Annotated in this window: 19 protein-coding genes; 11 read left to right on the top strand and 8 right to left on the bottom strand. The window is 62.8% G+C overall.

Annotated features, from left to right (window positions below; all coding sequences use genetic code 11):
* Window positions 1-100: 100 nt before the first annotated feature.
* The gene (locus BM026_RS04770; RefSeq protein WP_092247636.1) at window positions 101-1,003 is read left to right on the top strand and encodes a LysR family transcriptional regulator; all 903 of its coding nucleotides are present in this window, start codon (window positions 101-103) and stop codon (window positions 1,001-1,003) included.
* Here the strand turns inward: BM026_RS04770 and BM026_RS04765 are convergent.
* Together BM026_RS04765 and BM026_RS04760 are read right to left on the bottom strand one after the other, a co-directional pair.
* On the bottom strand, window positions 995-1,753 hold the full coding sequence (locus BM026_RS04765; protein WP_092247250.1) for a substrate-binding domain-containing protein: 759 nt from the start codon (window positions 1,751-1,753) through the stop codon (window positions 995-997). The two genes, BM026_RS04770 and BM026_RS04765, sit on opposite strands and share 9 nt — an antisense overlap.
* Entirely contained in the window at window positions 1,750-3,057 is a 1,308-nt protein-coding gene (locus tag BM026_RS04760) for an MFS transporter (protein ID WP_071488951.1), read from the bottom strand. The genes BM026_RS04765 and BM026_RS04760 overlap by 4 nt, the downstream gene beginning before the upstream one ends.
* A 197-nt stretch (window positions 3,058-3,254) precedes the next feature.
* Here BM026_RS04760 and BM026_RS29145 point away from each other — a divergent pair, with 197 nt between their 5' ends.
* The 9 genes from BM026_RS29145 (at window position 3,255) to BM026_RS04720 (ending at window position 11,165) form a co-directional block, all read left to right on the top strand.
* Window positions 3,255-3,398, top strand: a complete 144-nt coding sequence (locus BM026_RS29145) for a hypothetical protein (protein WP_165447906.1) — start codon at window positions 3,255-3,257, stop codon at window positions 3,396-3,398.
* Window positions 3,399-3,546: 148 nt separating this feature from the next.
* Window positions 3,547-4,269, top strand: a complete 723-nt coding sequence (locus tag BM026_RS04755; RefSeq protein WP_092247252.1) for a GntR family transcriptional regulator — start codon at window positions 3,547-3,549, stop codon at window positions 4,267-4,269.
* On the top strand, window positions 4,266-5,054 hold the full coding sequence (locus BM026_RS04750) for an SDR family oxidoreductase (protein WP_071488952.1): 789 nt from the start codon (window positions 4,266-4,268) through the stop codon (window positions 5,052-5,054). The genes BM026_RS04755 and BM026_RS04750 overlap by 4 nt, the downstream gene beginning before the upstream one ends.
* 67 nt (window positions 5,055-5,121) lie before the next feature.
* Window positions 5,122-6,054, top strand: coding sequence for a 3,5-dioxohexanoate:acetyl-CoA acetone transferase (locus BM026_RS04745; RefSeq protein WP_071488953.1), 933 nt, complete (start codon window positions 5,122-5,124; stop codon window positions 6,052-6,054).
* Window positions 6,055-6,119: 65 nt separating this feature from the next.
* A complete protein-coding gene (locus tag BM026_RS04740) occupies window positions 6,120-6,998 on the top strand; it encodes an SMP-30/gluconolactonase/LRE family protein (RefSeq protein ID WP_092247255.1) in 879 nt (292 codons plus the stop codon).
* Window positions 6,999-7,071: 73 nt separating this feature from the next.
* On the top strand, window positions 7,072-8,394 hold the full coding sequence (locus BM026_RS04735) for an MFS transporter (RefSeq protein WP_093527558.1): 1,323 nt from the start codon (window positions 7,072-7,074) through the stop codon (window positions 8,392-8,394).
* 55 nt (window positions 8,395-8,449) lie between these two features.
* Window positions 8,450-9,766 carry an MFS transporter gene (locus tag BM026_RS04730; RefSeq protein WP_092247639.1) on the top strand — a complete coding sequence of 439 codons (1,317 nt, stop codon included), beginning with the start codon at window positions 8,450-8,452 and terminating at the stop codon, window positions 9,764-9,766.
* Between the two features lie 57 nt (window positions 9,767-9,823).
* Window positions 9,824-10,747, top strand: a complete 924-nt coding sequence (locus tag BM026_RS04725; protein WP_071488956.1) for a LysR substrate-binding domain-containing protein — start codon at window positions 9,824-9,826, stop codon at window positions 10,745-10,747.
* Window positions 10,748-10,802: 55 nt separating this feature from the next.
* A complete protein-coding gene (locus tag BM026_RS04720; RefSeq protein ID WP_092247261.1) occupies window positions 10,803-11,165 on the top strand; it encodes a 5-carboxymethyl-2-hydroxymuconate Delta-isomerase in 363 nt (120 codons plus the stop codon).
* 3 nt (window positions 11,166-11,168) lie between these two features.
* Here BM026_RS04720 and BM026_RS04715 read toward each other — a convergent pair whose 3' ends face one another.
* From BM026_RS04715 to BM026_RS04700, 4 genes are all read right to left on the bottom strand, one after another.
* The gene (locus tag BM026_RS04715) at window positions 11,169-12,104 is read right to left on the bottom strand and encodes a LysR family transcriptional regulator (RefSeq protein WP_093527556.1); all 936 of its coding nucleotides are present in this window, start codon (window positions 12,102-12,104) and stop codon (window positions 11,169-11,171) included.
* 137 nt (window positions 12,105-12,241) lie between these two features.
* Window positions 12,242-13,429: a cyanate transporter gene (locus BM026_RS04710; protein WP_093527554.1), complete on the bottom strand. Its 1,188-nt coding sequence runs from the start codon at window positions 13,427-13,429 to the stop codon at window positions 12,242-12,244.
* Between the two features lie 127 nt (window positions 13,430-13,556).
* Entirely contained in the window at window positions 13,557-14,999 is a 1,443-nt protein-coding gene (locus BM026_RS04705; RefSeq protein WP_093527552.1) for an aldehyde dehydrogenase family protein, read from the bottom strand.
* Window positions 14,996-16,621, bottom strand: a complete 1,626-nt coding sequence (locus tag BM026_RS04700) for a 5-guanidino-2-oxopentanoate decarboxylase (RefSeq protein ID WP_093126091.1) — start codon at window positions 16,619-16,621, stop codon at window positions 14,996-14,998. The genes BM026_RS04705 and BM026_RS04700 overlap by 4 nt, the downstream gene beginning before the upstream one ends.
* 111 nt (window positions 16,622-16,732) lie before the next feature.
* Here BM026_RS04700 and BM026_RS04695 point away from each other — a divergent pair, with 111 nt between their 5' ends.
* Complete coding sequence (locus BM026_RS04695) at window positions 16,733-17,605, top strand: LysR substrate-binding domain-containing protein (protein WP_092247273.1); 873 nt, start codon at window positions 16,733-16,735, stop codon at window positions 17,603-17,605.
* A gap of 106 nt (window positions 17,606-17,711) precedes the next feature.
* Here BM026_RS04695 and BM026_RS04690 read toward each other — a convergent pair whose 3' ends face one another.
* A complete protein-coding gene (locus tag BM026_RS04690; RefSeq protein ID WP_093527550.1) occupies window positions 17,712-18,326 on the bottom strand; it encodes an NAD(P)-dependent oxidoreductase in 615 nt (204 codons plus the stop codon).
* Window positions 18,327-18,360: 34 nt separating this feature from the next.
* Window positions 18,361-19,227: an MBL fold metallo-hydrolase gene (locus tag BM026_RS04685; RefSeq protein ID WP_093126095.1), complete on the bottom strand. Its 867-nt coding sequence runs from the start codon at window positions 19,225-19,227 to the stop codon at window positions 18,361-18,363.
* Window positions 19,228-19,266 lie beyond the last annotated feature (39 nt).

The following is a 19,266-nucleotide window of genomic DNA, read 5'->3' as shown; positions in this document are numbered from 1 at the left end:
AGTGACGCGGGTCATTTAACGGCGTATCGGTCACGCACAGATGGCGACCCTGCGGCTCGCGTACGATAATGCCCGCCACTTCGACCATATTGGCCCTCCCGTGATCATCAACTTCGACCTCAACGACCTCCAGGCCTTCCGCGCCGTGGTAGACAAGGGCAGTTTCCGTGGCGCCGCCGAGGCCATCCGCATCTCGCAACCGGCCCTCAGCCGGCGCATCGAAAAGCTCGAAACCGCCCTTGATGTGAAGCTGTTCGAACGCACTACCCGGCGGGTCAGCCTGACCATGGTGGGCCGTACGTTTTTGCCACAAGTCGAACGCATGCTTGACGATCTCGACGTGGCGCTGATGGGCATCAGCAACGTCGCGTCCACGCGCATGGGCAATGTCACTGTCGCCTGCGTGCCGTCCACCGCGTACTACTTCATGCCCCACGTGATCTCCGAATTCCGCAAGCTGTACCCGAAGATCCGCTTGCGGGTGCTGGATACCAGTGCCGGCGAGGTGTGCAGCGCGGTGGAGAGTGGCGAAGCGGATTTCGGCTTGAGTTTCAGCGGCAGCCTGGCCGAGGAAGTGGAATTCGAACTGTTGTTGCAGGAGCGCTACGTGCTGGCCTGTCGCCGCGATCACCCGCTGGCCCAGCGCGACAGCGTGAGCTGGGCCGAGGCCTGCGAACATGATTACATCACCCTGGACAAGACCTCCGGCAACCGCCTCCTGCTTGACCAGGCCTTGCGCGGCATACGGGTGAAAAAGCCGAGTGTCTGCGAAACGCACCATGTGACTACCATGATCGGCCTGGTGGAGGCGGGATTGGGCGTGGCGATGGTGCCATCGATTGCGATGCCGGCCCTGGAGCACCCGATCCTGGTCGGCGTGCCGCTGGTGGAACCGCAGGTGATGCGCAACGTGGGCTTGATAAAACGCCGCGGGCGGACATTGCCGCCAGCGGCGCTGGAGTTGGAGCGGTTATTGCGGGAGATGCCGTTTCGCTCAGCGTGACACCGAGTCCAGGCCGGTGGATTGCACCACCGGTTGCGCCTGGGGTGAGGCCAGGAATTGCAACAACGCCTTGGCCTGCTCCGGGTGTTGCGCGTTGACCGGAATGCCGGCGGCAAAGCGCGTCACCGATTGCACATCTTCCGGGATCTTGCCGACGAAGGTCACACCTGGCACCGGCAACAATTCCGCCACCTGTTGCAGGCCGACTTCGTAGTCACCCTTGGCCACCTGTTCGGCCACCGGCTGGCGTTCGATCATGGTGCCTTTGGCGGGCATGCCGAGCTTCTTGAACAACTCTTTCTCGACGTATACACCGCTGGCGCTGTCCGAATAGGCGACCGACTTGGCTTTGCTCAGGGTGGCTTTCAATTCGGCATCGGTGCCGATGGCCGGTTTGACGGCGCCGGCTTTTACCACCAGGCCGATGCGCGAGTCTGCCAGTTCCACGCGGGAGGCCGGGTCGACCTTGCCTTGCTTGATCAAGTCATCCAGGGCGTAGCCGACCATGATCACCACGTCAGCGGGTTCGCCTCGGGCCAGGCGGTTGGGAATCGCTTCCGGCGCCTTGCCCATCGACGGGCCGAGGATAGTGTCGAGGGTATCGCCGCTTTGCTTGGCATATTGCGGGCCAAGCAGTTTATAGGCGGCAGTGAAGCCACCCGATGTCATTACCTTCAACTGCTCGGCCTGGGCCGACAATGCCAGTGCGCCCAGGGCCAGGGCCGTCAGGGTCTTGAGCAGAGCCTTCATTGTGCGGCCCCCTGCATCACTTGCCCACGGGCGTTGGCACGACGATACAGCGCGAGGGTCGAGCACAGCGCGCATGCTGCGGCGAACATCATCCAGTAGGCCGGCGAGGCCTTGTCTTCGGTGATGTGGATGAACCAGGTGGAGATCGCCGGGGTGAAACCGCCGAAGATCGCGGTGGCCAGGCTATAGGCCAGGGAGAAGCCCGCCACGCGCACTTCCACCGGCATGATTTCGGTGAGGGCCGGGATCATCGCGCCGTTGTACATGCCATAGAGGAAGGAGAACCACAGCAGGGTTTCCAGCATATGGGCGAAGCTTGGCGCGTTCACCACGTAGGACAGCGCTGGGTAAGCCGTGAGAACGGTCAGTACGGTCATCGCGATCAGCACCGGCTTGCGACCGAAACGATCGCTCAAGGTGCCGCCGATCGGCAGCCAGACAAAGTTCGAAACGGCTACCAGCAAGGTCACCAGCAGCGCATCGGACGTGCTCAATTGCAGCACGGTCTTGCCGAAAGTCGGCGCATACACGGTGATCAGGTAGAACGCGGTAGTGGTCATGGCCACCATCAGCATGCCGCCGATGACCACGGTCCAGTTTTTCACCAGGGTCGCCATCACTTCGCGCATGGTCGGGCGATGCTTGCGGTTGGCGAACTCTTCGGTTTCCTGCAGGTTGCGGCGCAGGATGAAAATGAACGGGATGATCACGCAGCCGAGGGCGAACGGAATGCGCCAGCCCCAATCGGCCACCACGGCCGGCTCCATCCACACGTTCAGGCCATAACCCAGTGCGGCGGCGACCACGATGGAGATCTGCTGGCTGCCGGATTGCCAGCTGGTGTAGAAGCCTTTGCGGCCTGGCGTGGCCATTTCGGACAGGTACACCGACACACCGCCCAGTTCCGCACCGGCCGAGAAGCCTTGCAGTAAACGACCGAGCAGCACCAGCAGCGGTGCCCACAAACCGATGGTGTGATAACCGGGCACCAGCACGATCAGCAGGGTGCCGCTGGCCATGATCGACAAGGTCACGATCAGCCCTTTGCGGCGACCGACGTCATCGATATAGGCACCCAGGATGACCGCGCCCAACGGACGCATCAGAAACCCTGCGCCGAATACGGCGAAGGTCATCATTAATGACGCAAACTCATTAGCGGCGGGGAAGAAGGCGGCAGCGATGTAGGTGGCGTAGAAACCGAACAGAAAAAAGTCGAACTGTTCGAGGAAGTTGCCCGAAGTAACGCGAAATACCGCCCCCACTTTCGAACGGGTAGAGTCGGGCCGGGTAGGGCTAGTCATGGTTTTATGTCTCCAGCGTTCTTTTTGAATGTGCTTGTTTCGCTTAAGACCTGGAATAGTGGCTGACACATTTAGAAATGTTAAGTGACAATTTTGGATAGATTGATGTTCGTTGGCTATCAATCGGTAATGCAGTCGGAAATGCGTTCGCTGTCTATGCTGAAGATGTGACCAATTCTTACGGATGGGAGGTGGCAATGACGGATCAACAGAAACGGCGCGACGAGCCGGAACGTGAGCAGCCCCAGCGGCGGGAGGAAGAAAAACCGCAGACCTGGAAACATCCCGATGATGGCACCGAGCTTTCAGAGCGGGATCAGGAGCGTCCGCTAAAACCCTGATATCAGGTTAAATGCGCTGCAACTGTGGGAGTGGGCAAGCCCACTCCCACAGTTGTATGTGCAACTCCCAAAATCAGGAAACTATTTGACATATTTGATTTGTGATCACATATTGAGGCCATAAGAACGACAACACAGGTTTTGCCTCATGACAGATGGTCCGCTCCTCCTGCCCACCCTGCGCCAGGTGTCCCGCGATACCTTGCAAGACCAGGTCTACCGCCAGATCCGCGAAGCGCTGATGAGTGGCCGTTTCCAGCCTGGCCAGAAACTCACCATCCGCGGCCTTGCCGAAGCCCTCGGTTCCAGCCCGATGCCGGTGCGCGAAGCCCTGCAACGCCTCAGCGCCGAAAACGCCTTTGAAGTCACCGAAACCTCTCGTCTGCGCGTGCGCTTGATGACGGTCGAACGCCTGCGTGAAATTCGTGATGCACGGGTCGCCCTCGAAGGGCTGCTGGCGGAAAAAGCCGTGCTGCGCCTGCAGAAGGCCGACCTCGACGAAATCACCGACCTCTGCCAGCAAATGCAGCACGCCGCCGACGAAGTCGACGTGTCGCGCTACCTGTGGACCAACTTTGCGTTTCACCGGCGGATCTACGCCGTGGCCCAGGCCGAGTTGACCATGGCCGCCGTGGAAAACTTCTGGCTGCACATGGGCCCGTGCTTTGCGCTGGTCGCCCCGGATAAAGCTCACCTGCAACGCTCGATGGAGGCGCACACGCGCATCGTCGAAGCCCTGGCGGCCCGCGATGGCGCCGGTGCACGCGCAGCGGTGACCGATGACATCATGCAGGCCGCCGATTCCCTGGCGCGCCTGCTCGTCAAGAACGACCGTTCGCGGCCGTCTGCTTCAGGAGGTAAACGTGCATGAGTGTCTTACAGCGGCTGCAGCCCTATCCTGGGTTACGTGTGTTGATTTCCGGCGGGGCTGCCGGCATTGGTGAAGTGCTGGCGGCGGCGTATCTGGAAGCCGGTGCCCAGGTGCATGTGTGTGACGTCAGCGAGCCGGCCCTGGCCGCGTTTCGCGACAAGTACCCGGGCACCGTCGCCACCCGCGCCGACGTCAGCGATGCCGTGCAGATCGAGGCGGTATTCAAGGTGCAGCGCGAGCACTTCGGCGGTCTCGATGTGCTGGTCAACAACGCCGGGATCGCCGGGCCTACCGGCGGCATCGATGCGATCAGCGACGCCGAGTGGCAGGCCACCATCAACATCAATCTCACCGCGCAATACCGCTTTGCCCACCATGCGGTGCCGATGCTCAAGGCGTCGTCCCACGGCCACCTGCTGCATATCGCCTCGGTGGCGGGGCGCCTGGGCTACGCGTGGCGCACGCCGTACGCGGCGACCAAATGGGCGATTGTCGGCCTGATGAAATCCCTGGCCTCGGAGCTGGGCGAGAGCGATATCCGCGTCAACGCCTTGCTGCCCGGCATTGTCGAAGGCCCACGCATGGACGGCGTGATTCGTGCCCGTGCCGAGCAGGTCGGCGTGCCCGAAGCCGAGATGCGCCAGGAATACCTCAACAAAATTTCCCTCAAACGCATGGTCACCGCCGAAGACGTGGCTGCCATGGCGTTGTTCCTCTGTTCGCCCGCCGCACGCAACGTGACCGGCCAGGCGATCAGCGTCGACGGTAACGTCGAGTACCTGTAAGCCACGCAAGAACACAGCGCGCTGCACCCAGGATTTTTTTCATAAGAATAAAAGTCGGAGAGTCGTCATGCCCAAAAATCGTCCTGTCATCATCACCTGCGCCGTTACCGGTGCGATTCATACGCCGTCGATGTCGCCGCATTTGCCGATCACTGCGCAGGAAATCGCCGATGCCGCCATCGGTGCCGCCGAAGCCGGCGCCGCGATTGTCCACCTGCATGCCCGCGATCCCAACGATGGCCGCCCAAGCCAGGACCCGGCGCTGTTCGCCGAATTCCTGCCGCAGATCAAGGCCGCCAGCGACGTGGTAATCAACATCACCACCGGCGGCGCGCCGACCATGGGCGTGGAAGAACGCCTGCAACCGGTGATGCAGTTCAAGCCGGAACTGGCCTCGCTGAACATGGGCTCGATGAACTTCGGCCTGTATGAAATGCTCAACCGCTTCACCGACTTCAAGCACGACTGGGAGCGGCCGTACCTGGAAGAAAGTGACGACCGGATCTTCCGCAACACCTTCCGTGACATCACCCATATCCTCAATTCCTGTGCCGAGAACCGCACGCGGTTCGAGATCGAGTGCTACGACATCGGCCACCTGTACACCGCCGCGCATTTCCTGGAACGCGGCCTGCTCAAGCCGCCGTTGTTTATCCAGTCAGTGTTCGGCTTGCGTGGTGGCATCGGCGGGCACCCCGAAGACCTGGCGCATATGCGGCGTACTGCCGACCGCCTGTTTGGCGACGACTATGTGTGGTCGATCCTCGGCGCCGGGCGTGGGCAGATTCCGCTGGCGACCATGGGCCTGTCCATGGGCAGCAATGCGCGTGTCGGTCTGGAGGATTCGCTGTGGGACGGCCCGGGCAAATTGGCCGCGTCCAACGCCGACCAGGTGCGACGTATCCGTACGGTGATCGAGGCGCTCGGCCATCGCGTCGCCACGCCGGATGAAGCGCGGGAAATCCTCGGGCTCAAGGGGCGCGATCAGGTCAATTTCTAACCCGACCAACTGCCGCGTCACGGCGCGGCCTGCATCCCGCACAACAACAATAAGGGGATCACACCATGCGTATCGAAGTGCTCGTCGACGTCAAGACCACCCTGGGCGAAGGCCCGGTGTGGGACGTCGAACAACAACGCCTGTATTGGATCGACAGCGCCGACGGCCGCATCCTGCGCTGCACCGACGACGGCCGCGAACTGCGTGCCTGGGAGGTCGGCCAGAAAATCGGCTCCATGGCCCTGCGCCATAACGGTGAGTCGGCGATTGTCGCCCTGCAAAACGGCGTACACACCCTCGACCTCAACAGCGGTGAGCTCAACCTGGTCATCGACCCGGAACCGCACCTGCCGGATAACCGCCTCAACGACGGCAAGGTCGACCGCCAGGGCCGCTTCATCTTCGGCTCCATGGACACCTTGGAGGACAACGCCAGCGCCAGGCTTTACCGCCTGGACGCCGACCTGAGCCTGCACACCCTGGACGAAGGCATCATCGTGTCCAACGGCCCGTGCTGGAGCCCGTCCGGTGACACCTTCTATTTCTGCGACACCTGGTCCGGCGAGATCTGGGCCTACGACTATGACCTGGCCACCGGCAATGTGAGCAACCGCCGCACCTTCGCCAGGGTCGACACCTCGGGCGGCGGCGCTGCCGACGGCTGCACGGTGGATGCCGAGGGCTGCCTGTGGCAAGCCTTGGTCTACGCCGGGAAACTGGTGCGCTACACCCCCGACGGTCACGTCGACCGCATCATCCAGATGCCGGTGAAAAAGGTCACCAGCCTGACCTTTGGCGGGCCGAACCTGGACACCCTGTTTGTGACTTCCATGGCCAAGCCGCCGCTGCCGCGTTTTCCGGCGGACGGCCAGCAGCGCGGAGCGCTGTTCGCCATTACCGGGTTGGGCGTGCAAGGAATAGCCGAGCGACGGTTCGCCAGCTAGCGCGTGTGTGTGACAAGGCATATTCCTTCGCAACCTTGTGTCAGTGCGCGCCCTCGCGCGCCTGGAGAGGCCCATGGCAACTATCAAAAAAGCGTCGCTGCGCAGCATTCACCGGCATTCCTGGGTGTCGCTGCTGGTCTGTTGGATGATCTGGATTCTCAACGCCTACGACCGTGAGATCGTGTTGCGCCTGGGGCCGACCATCTCCAAGCACTTCGATTTATCCGCCGACCAATGGGGCACCGTGGCCACGGTGGTCATGCTGGCCCTGGCGTTGCTGGATATACCCGGCTCCATGTGGAGCGACCGCTACGGCGGCGGCTGGAAACGTGCACGTTTCCAGGTGCCGCTGGTGCTGGGCTACACAGCGATCTCGTTTCTGTCCGGCTTCAAGGCCCTGAGCGGCAACCTCGCCACTTTCATTGCCCTGCGCGTCGGGGTCAACCTCGGCGCCGGCTGGGGTGAGCCGGTGGGGGTGAGCAACACCGCCGAATGGTGGCCGGTGGAGCGGCGCGGCTTCGCCCTGGGTGCGCACCATACGGGCTATCCGATTGGTGCGATGCTCAGCGGTATCGTCGCCAGTTTCGTCATCACCGTGTTTGGCGAGGACAACTGGCGCTACGTGTTCTTCTTCGCCTTCGTGGTGGCGTTGCCGCTGATGATTTTCTGGGCGCGTTATTCCACCGCCGAACGCATCACCGCGTTGTACGTCGACATCGCCGCCAAGGGCATGACGCCACCGGACAACGCGCCGGCCAGTTCGGTGAAGGGCGAGGCCTGGCGCACTTTCATCGCCACCTTGCGCAACCGCAATATCGCCCTCACGGCGGGCAATACGATGCTCACCCAGGTGGTGTACATGGGCGTCAACATCGTGTTACCGGCCTACCTCTACAACATCGCCGGACTGTCACTGGCCGAGTCGGCGGGGATGAGCGTGGTGTTCACCCTCACCGGCATCCTCGGGCAACTGGTGTGGCCGTCGCTGTCGGACATCATCGGCCGACGCACCACCCTGATCATCTGCGGGGTGTGGATGGCGGCGAGTGTCGGCGCGTTCTACTTCGCCAACACCCTGACCCTGATCATCGTCGTGCAACTGCTGTTCGGCCTGGTGGCCAACGCGGTGTGGCCGATCTACTACGCGGTGGCCTGCGACTCGGCCGAGCCGTCGGCGACGTCCACCGCCAACGGCATCATCACCACCGCGATGTTTATCGGCGGCGGCCTGGCGCCGGTGCTGATGGGCAGCCTGATCGCCATGGGCGGCGGCTGGACCACGCTGCACGGCTACACCGTGTGTTTCTTCGTGATGGCCGGCTGTGCCCTCGGCGGCGCGCTGCTGCAACTGTTTTCCCATCGCCCCCAGGCGTTGGCGCTGCAACTCGACTCCTAGAACAACACCGATGCGCCCCCCAGCCCGCCTGGCGGGGCGCCAAGAGGAACTGCCGATGACTACCGCCACCGCCGCCCGCACACCGCAGGCGTTGAACAAACTGATGTTCGTCAAGCTGATGCCCTTGCTGATCATCGCCTACATCCTGAGCTTCCTGGACCGCACCAACATCGCCCTGGCCAAGCATCACCTGGACGTCGATCTGGGCATTTCAGCCGCCGCCTATGGCTTGGGCGCGGGGTTGTTTTTCCTGACGTATGCGCTGTCGGAAATCCCCAGCAACCTGATAATGCACAAGGTCGGCGCGCGATTCTGGATCGCGCGGATCATGGTGACCTGGGGCCTGATCTCGGCGGCCATGGCCTTTGTGCAGGGCGAAACCTCGTTCTACGTGTTGCGCCTGTTGCTGGGCATCGCCGAAGCGGGGCTGTTTCCTGGGGTCATGCTGTACCTGACCTACTGGTTCAACCGTGAGCAACGGGCGCGGGCCACCGGGTATTTCCTGCTCGGCGTGTGCTTTGCCAACATCATCGGTGGCCCGGTGGGTGCGGCCCTGATGCGCATGGACGGCCTGCTCGGCTGGCACGGCTGGCAGTGGATGTTCCTGCTCGAAGGCTTGCCAGCCGTGGCGTTTGCCTGGGTGGTCTGGCGCAAACTGCCGGATCGTCCGAGCAAGGCGCCGTGGCTGTCGGCCGAGGAAGCGCGCGGTATCGAGCAGCGCATTGCCCGGGAAGTCGAGGAGGGCGCGGGCGAGGACGGTCACTCGTTGAAAAACTGGCTGACCCCGCAGATCCTGCTGGCGATTTTCGTGTACTTCTGTCACCAGATCACCCTCTACACCGTGATCTTTTTCCTGCCGAGCATCATCAGCAAGTATGGCGAACTGAGCACCATGAACGTCGGCCTGCTGACTTCATTACCGTGGATCGCGGCGGCACTCGGGGCATTGTTTATTCCGCGTTTTGCCACCACACCCGGGCGCTGCCGTCGCTTGCTGGTCACCGGCCTGCTGACCATGGCGTTGGGCCTGGGCATTGCCTCGGTGTCGGGGCCGGTGTTCAGCCTGCTGGGTTTTTGCCTGTCGGCGGTGATGTTCTTTGTGGTGCAGTCGATCATCTTCCTGTACCCGGCTTCGCGCCTCAAGGGCGTTGCGCTGGCCGGCGGGCTGGGATTTGTCAACGCCTGCGGGCTGTTGGGCGGCTTTGTCGGGCCGTCGGTGATGGGCGCGATCGAGATGAGCACCGGCAATGCAATGAACGGCTTGAAAGTCATTGCGCTGGTGCTGGTGGTGGCGGCCGTGGCGGCCCTGCGCTTGCGCATGGGGCACGAACCTGAGCGTGGTGCGCAGGCCAGCGAAGCGTCCTACACGTAGACGCCGGCTACGGGGCTTTCTAAACTGCGGCTTGTCTTGGGAAAAGGGCAGGCGCCGATGAATCGCAATGAACTACGCAAAGCCGACATCAACCTGATGGTGGTGTTCGAAGCGTTGATGCTGGAGCGCAACGTGACGCGGGTGGCGGAGAAGCTGTTTCTCGGCCAGCCGACCATCAGCTCGGCCCTCAACCGCTTGCGTACCTTGTTCAACGACCCGCTGTTCATTCGCGTCGGCCATCGCATGGAGCCCACCGCGCGGGCCGAGGAGATCATTCAGCACCTGTCGCCGGCCCTGGATTCGTTGTCATCGGCCTTGAGCCTGACCCACGATTTCGACCCCTCGATCAGCACCATGACCTTTCGCATCGGCCTCTCCGATGACGTGGAGTTCGGCCTGTTGCCGCCCTTGCTGCGCGCCTTGCGCCAGGAAGCGCCGCAAGTGGTATTCGTGGTGCAGCATGTGGACTACTGGCGCATTCCCGACCTGCTGGCCTCCGGCGATATCACCGTCGGCATCACCCAGACCCGTGGCCTGCCGGCGAATGCCAAGCGTAAGCTGCTGCGCCATATCCGTCCGCGTATCCTGCGCGCCGATGCGTCTGAAACGCCGCTGACCCTTGATGAATATTGCTCACGGCCCCACGTGCTGGTTTCCCATACCGCCAACGTGTCGGGGTTTGCCGATGAGTGGCTGGCGGAGATCGGCCGCAAACGCCATGTGGTGCTGTCGGTGCCGCAATACAGCGCGCTGCCGGCCTTGCTCGCCGGCACTGACCTGATCGCCAGCCTGCCGGACTACACCGCCGAGGCCATGGCAGTGTCGGGCCACCTGTTCTGTGAGCCGTTCCCGTTCGAAACGCCAACCCTGGATTTGTCGATGGTCTGGCTCAGCCACGTGGACACCGACCCGGCTGAGCGCTGGGTACGTTCGCGGCTCGAAGCATTTATGAGCGACAGAGGGCTGGCCAGCAAAGCCTGATGCTTTTATCCGTGGTATATCTAGGAATCTTCCTACCAAAGACTCGGAGCCATCCATGCCGCACCTGCACCTGGAATACACCGCCAACCTGACGGGCCTTGCTGTCGAGAAGACCCTGTTGCGGCTCAACAACGTGCTGATGGCGTCCGGGCAGTTCAGTTCCGAGTTGGACATCAAAAGTCGTGTGGTCAAGGTCGAGACGTTCCAGGTGGGCACCTCCCTCGAAGCACGCGGGTTTATCGCGGTGAAGCTGTCGCTGCTCAGCGGGCGCCCACCCCAGGTCAAGAAACAGCTGTCGGACAGCCTGCTGGCAGCCCTGCAGGACATGGGCGATTGGCCGGAGGGTATCCAGGTTCAACTCAGCGTCCAACTGGTCGACATGGATCGCGACTGCTACAGCAAAGTCGCCATCGGCTGAGGTTTACAACAAACCCTGATCCGCGCACACCTTCACCACCTGCTCACGAAACCAGGTATTGGCACTGTCCTGTTCGCTGGTTTCGTTCCACTGCATCTCCAGGGTGAATCCCGGCAACCCGTTGGGCACTTCGCAGTGGCCGAACGTCGTGGTGGGCGCCAGCAACTTTTGTACGCGACGCGGCAGGGTGACGATGAAGTCGGTGCCGGTGATCATCTTCAACGCTGCGCTGTAGCTGTTGGCGCGGGCGATCACCTGGCGCTTGTGGGCCTGGCGCGCCAGCCAGCCGTCGATCATGTTGGTGTCGGAGGTCCACGGCGTGGGGAACACGTGGCGCCGTTCGACGAAGGACTGCAGGCTGAACGCCGGTTCCCGTGGCGCCGAGCGTTTATCGAACACGCACACCAGGTCGTCTTCGAGCAGCATCTGGGTACGCAAGTCCTTGTGGGCGCGGTGGAAGTTGGGGCCGAAACAGATCACCAGGTCGAGGCGGCCTTCGCGCAGGTCGTCCGCGGGGATGTCGGTTTCCAGCTTTTGCACGTTGATGATCACCGGCAGGTCGGCACGGTCGAAGTGCTTCAACAGGCGCGGCAGGATCAACTGTTCGAAGTATTCCGGCGCGCACACGTTGAAGGTCACGGCCTTCTGGGTCGGGTCGAAGGCCTGGCCACCGGCGTGGCACAGGTTGATGCATTCGAGGATCTTCTGCACATGCCCGTACATGGTGGTGGCCTTGTACGTTGGGCGCATGCCCGCCCGGGTGTTGATGAACAACTCGTCTTCAAAGCTGGTGCGCAGCTTCTTCAGGCTGTAGCTCACGGTGGACTGGCTGACAAACAGCGTTTCGGACACCTCGGTAACACTGCTCTGGTCGTAGACGGCGATAAACACCATCAAGTCCTGCATATCGAGCTTTCTGAGCAAGTTACTGTTTAGCATCGGTTTCGTCCGTAAACCCTTTGTACCGAACTCAGTACAAGACAGCACAAAAGCTTAACGGAACGAACGTGCCATTAGAAAGCTCTGCAGGGCGTTTCTATGTTTGGCTTGAGACAAATACTGTTTGCAATACGACGTCAGCGGATATGTCGTGCGTAATGCCTGGGGTTGAAGCGCGTGACGATCAGCAGCATTACCCCAATCACCGCTGTCAGCGACCACCAGGCCCATTCGAAGCTGCCCAGTTGATCGCGGATCATCCCGGCGATCAGCGGCGACAGCCCGGCGATCAGGTAGCCGATACCCTGCACAAAGGCGGTGAGACCACCGGCGCGGCGCGGGTTGTCCAAATGGTCAAGGGACAGGATCAGGCTCATCGGGAACAGACCGCCAATGCCCAGGCCCAGCAGGCACGGCCACAACAGGCTCAGGTGGTGCGGGCTGAGAATCAGGCCGCAGAAACCGAGGATGATCAGCACCAGCAGCACCGCCACCACACCGCGTTTATCCTGGAGGCGGTTAGCGATGGCGGGAGTGACCAGGCCGGACACCACTTCCATGGCCGTCAAGAAGCCCAGCAGCAGGCCGGCATTCAGCTCGCTCCAGCCTTGCTCCACGTAGTACGGCGCGAGCCACGCCAGTACGCAGGTGTAGGACGCGGTACCCAGGCCGAAAAACACCGCCAGCAACCAGGCCCGGCCATTGCCGAAAAATGACGCCTGTTGAGCTGTGCCGGCTTGCGGCAACGGTGGCAGTACCGAGCGTTGCGCGTACCAGAACACCAACGCCAGCACTGCCAACACCGCCCAGATTGACAGGCCGATGCGCCAACTGCCGGTCTGCACTTGCACGAACGGCGAGAACGACGCCGCCAGTGCTGCGCCGCCCATGATCGCGGTGACGTAAACACCCATGAACAGCGCAACATTGTCACTGAACCGCGACTTGATCAGCGCCGGCATCAACGCCTGGATCATCGCGATCCCCACCCCGGCCGCGATGGCGCTGACGATCAACTCCAGCGCCGAATCGAGGAACAACCGCGACAGCGTGGCCACGCCGATCACCAGCAGGGACACCACGATGCTGCGGTGCTCGCCAAAGCGTTTGGCCAGGCCCATGCCGAAGAACATCGCCAAGCCCATGGCCATCACCGGCAACATGGTCAGCAACGCGGCGCTGCTGAAACTCAGCGACACATCGCCGCGAATCGATGACAACAACGGGCCGACCGCCGCCATCGACGGACGCAGGTTGAGGGCGACCAGCACGACGCTGGTCATCAGCCAGAGGGCGGTGGTGGGTTTTGCGTGAACGGTTTCCATGGGAGGCCCTTGAGTGATCAAGGGCGAATCAGGCCATGGGTGGGAGCAGGGGGCAAATGAGAAAGTCGCTAGGTCTATCTAAAAATTGCGCTGGTCAAAATGTGAGAGGGGGCAGGCGCCTCCCACATTAGATAGACCGGATCACATGCTTGATCTCCTGGAAAGCCGCCAGCCCCCACGGTCCCAGCTCGCGGCCGATGCTGCTCTGCTTGTAACCGCCCCACGCGGTCTGCGGGAAGATCACTTGCGGCGCGTTGATCCACACCAGCCCGGCCTGCAAGGCATTCGCCACACGCTCGGCGGTTTCGGCATGGCCGCTGACCACACTCGCCACCAGGCCGAAGTCGCTGTCGTTGGCCAGGGCGATCGCTTCTGCCTCGCAGGTAAAACGCCGGACACAGAGCACCGGACCAAAGATCTCTGCGTTCCACAACGCACTGTCCAGCGGCACGTCGGTGAACACTGTGGGGCGAATGAAAAAGCCCTTGGGCAAGTCCGCCGGGCGTTCACCGCCGCACAGCAAGCGGGCGCCGTCCGCGATTGCGCGCTGGATATGTCCCAGCACCCGCTGATACTGGGTACGGTTGATCAGCGCACCCATTTCCACGTCATCGGCAAACGGGTCCGCCACGCGAATCGCTTCGGCCCGCGCCTGCACACGCACCAGGAATTCATCGGCAAGCGTGTCAGCCACCAACACGCGACTGGTGGCTGAACACATCTGCCCGGCGTTGAAAAAACCGCCACCACAGGCCAGTTCCACCGCCAGGTCCAGGTCGGCATCCGCCATTACCAGCAGCGAAGACTTGCCGCCCAGTTCCAGGCTCACGCCCTTGATGGTTTCGGCCGCGCGCTGCATCACCTGCACGCCAACGGCGTTACTGCCGGTAAAGGAAATCTTCGCTACTCGACGGTCCGCCGCCAACGGCGCGCCGACATCCAGGCCTGTGCCGCACACCAGGTTGAACACGCCAGCGGGCAAGCCTGCCTCGGCGATGATCCGCGCCAACTGCAACTCGGCCAACGGCGTGACTTCCGAGGGCTTGAGCACCACGCAGCAACCGGCGGCCAGGGCCGGGGCGAGTTTCCAGGCGGTGGTCACCATCGGGAAATTCCACGGCACGATCAGCCCCACCACGCCGCAGGGCTCGCGGCGCATACGTGCGCTGAAGTCATCGCCGGGCAACGCCACCGGCTGGTCCTGAGCGGCGTCCATTTCTTCGGCAACGCTGGCGTAGTACTCGAACGTGGCGATCACATCGTCCACATCAATTGCGGCTTCAAACAGTGGCTTGCCGTTGTTGCTCGATTGCAGGTGCATCAGCTGTTCGCGCTGCTCGCTCACGCCCTGGGCGATCTTGCGCAGCAGGGCGGCGCGATCACGGCCGGTGCTTTTCGACCATTCGCTGAATGCCGCGCTGGCGGCGTCGACCGCCCGGGTCACCGCCGTCGCATCGCCGACGCTGACCCGGGCCAATACCGCCTCGGTGGCCGGGTTGATCACCTCGAGTACGGCTTGGCCGGCTTGCCACGCGCCGTCGATGTAGATCCCGTTCGACACCGCGCTCATACCGCCACCTCTTTCATCCACAGGCCTTGGTCGATTTCGATCAGCGTCGGCCCTTGGCGATCAGCGGCGCTGCGCAGTGCCGTCCGCAGATGCGCGATGCCCTGGATGCTTTCAGCGGCACAGCCCAACGCCTTGGCTACGCCGATAAAGTCCGGCGTATAGATGTCCACACCCACCGGCTCGATGGCGCGGTTGACCATGTATTTCTTGATCTCTTCATAGCCCTGGTTATTCCACAGCAGCACGATGATCGGCGTGCGCGCCTCCACAGCGCTGGCCAGTTCCGGCAGGCTGAATTGCAGGCCGCCGTCGCCGATCAGGCACACCACCGGTTGCCCGTCGCCGCGTCCCAGCCAGGCGCCGATAGCGGCGGGCAGGGCGTAGCCCAGGGTGCCGTAGCCAGTGGATGAGTTGAACCAGCGGCGCGGGTGGTCGAGGTTCAGGGTGAGGTTGCCGCTGTACACCGGTTGGGTCGAGTCGCCGACCAGCACGGCGTTGGGCAACTCCTCCAGGACGGTGTCGAGGAACCGGGTTTGTGCGCGGGTGGCGGCGTCCCAGCCGGGGTTCAGTTCGGCCCACAAGCGTGCCACACGCGCAGCGCCCCACGCGCGATTGCGGGGCGGCAAGGGTTTGCTGTTCAACTCGACCAGCAGCGCTTCGGCGGCGATTTGTGCATCGGCCACCAAGGCAACCTGCGGCGGATAGTTGCGCACGGTCTGGTCCGGGTCGATGTCGATGCGCAGCAACGCACCGGGAATCCCGAAGCCGCCGGCGAAGGTGACGTCGTAGTCGGTTTCCGCCAGCTCGGTGCCGATGGCCAACACCACGTCCGCTTCGGCGACCAAGGCGCGGGTGGCGACCAAGGTCTGGGTCGAGCCGATCAACAGCGGATGGTTGGCAGGCAGCATGCCCTTGGCATTGATCGTCAGGGCCACCGGCGCGCCGAGGGCTTCGGCCAGTTGCGTGAGTTCTGCGGCTGCATCGATGGCGCCGCCACCGGCCAGGATCAAGGGCTGCCTGGCCGCTGCGAGCAACTGGCTCATCTGCTTGATCGCCGATGGCGCGGCACCGGCGCGCGCCACGCTGACCGGTTCACTGCCCAGCAGTGCGTCGGCGTTTTCTACCAGTACATCCAACGGGATTTCGATATGCACCGGGCGTGGTCGTCCGGCCTGGAACAACGCAAAGGCACGCGCCAACACGCCGGGCAACTCGGCCGCCGACATCAGCGTATGGGAGAACGCCGCCACGCCGGCGATCATCGCGCCCTGGTTCGGCAGCTCATGCAGCTTGCCGCGCCCGCCGCCCAATTGGCTGCGCGACTGTACGCTGGAGATCACCAGCATCGGGATCGAGTCAGCGTAGGCCTGGCCCATGGCGGTGGTGATATTGGTCATGCCGGGGCCGGTGATGATGAAGCACACGCCGGGCTTGCCGCTGGTGCGCGCATAACCGTCGGCCATGAAGCCGGCGCCCTGTTCGTGGCGCGGGGTGACGTGACGGATGCTGGAACGGGCCAGGCCGCGATACAACTCCACGGTATGCACGCCGGGGATGCCAAACACCTGGTCCACGCCATAGCCTTCCAGGAGGTTGACCAATACTTCGCCGCAGGTCGCCATAAACGTCGCTCTTGTTGTTGAGATAAGGCGTTATTGGACCGGCTGGCCGGTAGCGGCAACAATCGATAAAAAGTCATACTAGCCATGTCCTCACGTCATGGCTGCGCCCCGATGAAACGCCTCCCGCCGCTGTCCGCGTTGCACACCTTCTGGGTCACGGCCCAATGCTGCAACTTCACCCGCGCCGCCGAGCAACTGCACATCACCCAGGGTGCCGTGAGCCGGCAGGTTGCCGGGCTGGAAAGCCACCTGGGCTACGCGCTGTTCCAACGCCAGGCGCGGGGTTTGAGCCTGACCGAGGAGGGGCGTGAGTGGTCGTTGCGCGCCCAGCAGGTCTTCGGTCTGATCGGCGAGGCGGTGGAGCAGATCGGCAGTCGCCGCCAGGTCCTGCAACTCAAGGCCTCCACCTGTGTGATGCGCTGGTTGTTGCCACGCCTGATGCAGTGGCAGAAGGAGCGTCCGGATGTGCCGGTAGCGCTCACTACCACCGTGGCCTACACCGTGGACTTTCGCCGCGAGCAATTCGATGCGGCGGTGATCTATGCGCCCATCGCCGAGCAGTCGGCCGAGGCGCGGCATCTGTTCGATGAACAACTCACCCCGGTCTGCACGCCCGCGCTGCTCGGTGTGCTGCACAGCCCGGCAGACTTGCAGCAACAGGTGCTGCTGCACCCCACGCGGGATGAACGGGACTGGGCGTTGTGGCTGAAAGCGGCGAAGACGCGACTGAGTAACCTGAGCCAGGGGCATCATTTTGAGACGCTGGATTTGGCGATGACGGTGGCGTCGCAAGGCTCCGGTGTGGCGATAGGCGACCGCGCGTTGATTGGCGACGATTTGAAGGCCGGGCGGTTGGCGACGCCGTTTGAGCTGCGGGTGCCGACGGGGATGGGCTATTACCTGGTGTATCCACCGGGCACCGAGCCTTCGGCGGGGCTTGAAGCGTTGATGGATTGGTTGGTCACCCAAGCCAAAATCTCCTGACATTCATCTATCAAATGTGGGAGGGGGCTTGCCCCCGATTGCAGTGTGCCAGTCAATACAGGTGTGACTGATCGACCGGTATCGGGGGCAAGCCCCCTCCCACATGCTAGTAGCCGACAGTGAAACGCTGGCGCGGGTGCTTGGGTGTTTCGACTTCGTCGATCAAGGCGATGGCGTAGTCGGCAAAGCTGATCCAGCTGCGACCTTCACTGCTCACCAGCAGATCGTCCTGGCCCACGCGGAATTGACCGGTGCGCTCGGTCTCGACGAACTCCGCCGAAGGCGACAGGAACGTCCAGTCCAGTTCCTTTTCCTGACGCAGCGTGTCGAGAAACGCGGCACCTGCACTGGCTTCGGCTTTGTACTCAGCCGGGAAACCTGCGCTGTCGATCACCCGACCGCCACCCGGCAACAACAGCGAACCGGCACCGCCCACCACCAGCAGGCGTTTCACCCCGGCTTTCTTTACCGGCCCGATCACGGCGCTGGCCGGTAGAGTGGCGAAGTGCGCGGCGCTGATCACCACGTCACTGCCGCTGATGGCCTGTTGCAGGGCCTCTGCGTCCAGGGCATCAACCTGCTTGACGGTGACGCCAGGGCGCGCCGCCAGCGTGTCGGTGTTACGTGCAATGGCCACAATGCTATGCCCGCGACGCAGGGCTTCTTCCAGCAGTTGGCTACCGGCACGGCCGGTGGCCCCAATGATTGCGATCTTGCTCATGACGTTCTCCAGTACGGTTAAGGTTTGAAACGGTTCACCACTTCATTTCGCCCTTGGCGACTTTGGCGCTGAGTTCCAGCGAGCTTTCGTCGGCGAGGGTCGGGTAACGCTGTTTCATGGCCGCGATCAGGGCCGCGGAATCCTTGGCCTTGGCGGTTTCGGCGTCGAAGGCCTTGATGTAGTCGGCGGTAAATTTCACGGATTGAACAGATGGCGTACCCAGGTAATGGCCCGGGATCACGGTGCGCGGTTGCAGGTCTTCAATGCGTTGTAGGGTGGCCAGCCAGTCTTTGTGGGACTGCGCGCTCTGGGTGTCGGCCATCCACACATGAATGTTTTCGGCGACGACCACGCCACCGACCACGGCCTTGATCGAAGGGATCCACACAAAACTGCGATCCGGCTGTGGGCCGTCCAGGCCGATTACCTCCAGTTGCTGGCCTTCCAGGCTCAAGCTGTGGCCTTCGAGGACCTGCGGCACGATAGTTTTGGCCGGCTTGTCCGCACCCATTTTCGGGCCCCAGAACTCAAGCTTGCCGGCGACGGTGGCCTTGATGTGATCGACCACCGGTTGCGGCGCCAGCACCTTGGCGTCGGGGAAGGCGGTGGTGAGGGTGTCGAGGCCGAAGTAGTAGTCCGGGTCGCCGTGGCTGATGTAGATGGTGGTCAGGTGTTTGCCGCTGGCGCGGATCTTCTGCACCAGTTGTTCGGCCTGGCCTTTGCCGAACTGGGCGTCGACCAGGATCGCATCCTTGGCGCCGCTCACCAGCACCGAGGTGACCGGGAAGATCGCGGCGTCGCCAGGGTTGTACACGTCCAGCTTCAGCTCGGCGGCGGCCGCGTGGGCGGCGAAGGCCAGGGCGGCGGTGGCCAGGGTCAGGCGCTTGAGGGGGGAGAACATCGGGCAGCTCCAGCATCGGTAAAGGATGCACAGAGCTTA

The sequence above is a fragment of the Pseudomonas sp. NFPP24 genome (assembly GCF_900112095.1).
Classification (GTDB): domain Bacteria; phylum Pseudomonadota; class Gammaproteobacteria; order Pseudomonadales; family Pseudomonadaceae; genus Aquipseudomonas; species Aquipseudomonas extremorientalis.
This window is presented reverse-complemented; position numbering and strand designations above follow the sequence as displayed.